Below are 2,119 nucleotides of genomic sequence, written 5' to 3'. Positions count from 1 at the left end.
CACCGAGGCCTCGACGCTCAGCACCTTGTGGATGCGGCTGTCGATGCGATGGTCGACGAACTTGAAGTCCTCGATGGTCAGGCCGTCGAGGCCGATGCCCTTCTGCTCGCACAGCGCCACCAGCTGCCCGGTGATGTGGTGGGCCTCGCGGAACGGGATGTCGGCCTCGCGCACCAGCCAGTCGGCGACGTCGGTGGCGGTCGAGAAGCCCGCGGCCGCCGAGGCGCGCATGCGCTCGGGGTTGGTGCGCAGGTCCTCGACCATGCCGGTCATGGCGGCGAGCGACAAGGACAGGCTGTCGAGCGCGTCGAAGGCGACCTGCTTGTCCTCCTGCATATCCTTGGAATAGGCCAGCGGCAGTCCCTTCATCACCATGGTCAGCGACGTCAGGGCCCCCATGATGCGGCCCACCTTGGCGCGGATCAGCTCGGCGGCATCCGGGTTGCGCTTCTGCGGCATGATCGAGGAGCCGGTGGTGAACCTGTCGGAGAGCTTGACGAAGCCGAACTGCGCCGAACTCCAGATCACCAGTTCCTCGGCGAAGCGGGAGAGGTGCATGGCGCACAGGCTCGCGGCGCCCAGCGTCTCGAGCACGAAGTCGCGATCGGAGACGGCATCGAGCGAATTGGCGGTCGGCCGGTCGAAGCCGAGCGCGATTGTGGTCAGCTCGCGGTCGATCGGGTAGGGCGTGCCGGCGAGGGCGGCCGAGCCCAGCGGGTTCTCGTTGAGACGGCGGCGGGCGTCCTCGAAGCGCCCGTGGTCGCGTGCGAGCATCTCGACATAGGCGAGCAGATGGTGGCCGAAGGTCACCGGCTGGGCGTTCTGCAGGTGGGTGAACCCGGGCAGGATGGTCTCCACCTCCTCCTCCGCGCGGCGGACCAGCGCCAGCTGCAGCGTCCGGATCTGGGCGAGCAGTGTGTCGATGGCGTCGCGGACATAGAGGCGGAAGTCGGTCGCCACCTGGTCGTTGCGCGAGCGGGCGGTGTGGAGCCGCCCGGCGGCATCGCCGATCAGCTCCTTGAGCCGGCTCTCGACATTCATGTGGATGTCCTCGAGGGCGCGCGAGAACGTGAACGTGCCGGCCTCGATTTCGGCGTGCACTGTCTCTAGACCGGCGACGATGGCGTCGCGGTCGGCCTCGGTCAGGATGCCCACTTCCGCGAGCATCCTGGCATGTGCGATAGAGCCGGCGATATCCTGCCTGTAGAGCCGCTGGTCGAAGCCGATGGAGGCGTTGATTTCTTCCATGATGGCGTCCGGGCCGGTGGCGAAACGGCCGCCCCACATGCGATTGCTCATAGTCACTCCCTGGTAGCCAGATGACCGACAAAAGCCCCGCAACCCCGTCGCAGAAGCGTCCGCCCGCAATGCCGATGATCGTGCTGATTGGCGTGGCGCTAGCTCTAGCGGCTGGCCTTGTGCTTGGCAACTTCATGCCGGCGCGGGCGACGCAGTGCGAGGCGCAGCCGGCGCGAGCCGCCGCGCTCGACGCGGCGGCGGTGGGCGCCCTGGCGGCGCTCTCCGGCACCGGCACCGGCCGGGGCTATGCCGACATGACGTTCGTCGATGCGGCGGGCAAGCCGGCCGCCATCCGGGACTTTGCCGGCAAGAAGCTCCTCGTCAATTTCTGGGCGAGCTGGTGCGTGCCGTGCCGGGCCGAGATGCCGGCACTCGATGCGCTGGCGGGCGATTACAATTCCGACGGCTTCATGGTGCTGCCGGTCAATCTCGACATCGGCGAAGGCGGTCTCGCCAAGGCCGGCAAGTTCCTCGCCGAGGGCGGCTTCGCGCAATTGCCGCTCTATGCCGATTCGAGCTTTGCCGCGTTCGAGCGGCTGAAGACCGAGGCGGTGGCGATCGGCCTGCCGGCGACCCTGCTGCTCGACGAGAAGGGGTGCGAGCTGGCCGTGCTGCAGGGGCCGGCCGAGTGGGACACGCCCGACGGGCACAAAGTCATTGCCGCGCTGATCGGAGGCTGAGGTGTCGAGGGTTCTCTGCGTCGGCGCCATCACCATGGATACCATCTTCCGGCTCGAGCGGCTGCCGGAGGGGAGCGGAAAGGTCATCCCGCTCGACGCGGTGGAGGTGGCCGAGGGCATGGCCGCGGCGCAGGCGGCGA

At 68.2% G+C, this 2,119-nt stretch carries 2 protein-coding genes; one reads left to right on the top strand and one right to left on the bottom strand.

The genetic code is table 11. From position 1 onward, the window contains the following. The coding region (gene argH, locus ACE3TU_RS21710) for an argininosuccinate lyase (protein ID WP_374627934.1) at window positions 1-1,299 on the bottom strand (1,299 nt) is incomplete at its 3' end. 20 nt (window positions 1,300-1,319) lie between these two features. Here argH and ACE3TU_RS21705 point away from each other — a divergent pair. After that, entirely contained in the window at window positions 1,320-1,979 is a 660-nt protein-coding gene (locus ACE3TU_RS21705; RefSeq protein WP_374627933.1) for a TlpA disulfide reductase family protein, read from the top strand. The last annotated feature ends 140 nt before the right edge of the window (window positions 1,980-2,119 follow it).

The sequence above is a fragment of the Devosia sp. genome (assembly GCF_041917035.1).
Lineage (GTDB): Bacteria > Pseudomonadota > Alphaproteobacteria > Rhizobiales > Devosiaceae > Devosia_A.
Note: the sequence above shows the minus strand (reverse complement) of the source record. Positions and strands in the feature narration are given on the sequence as shown.

Coding starts and splice junctions, on each gene's coding strand:
- ACE3TU_RS21705 (WP_374627933.1), top strand. CDS start 1,320: ATGACCGACAAAAGCCCCGCAACCCCGTCGCAGAAGCGTCCGCCCGCA.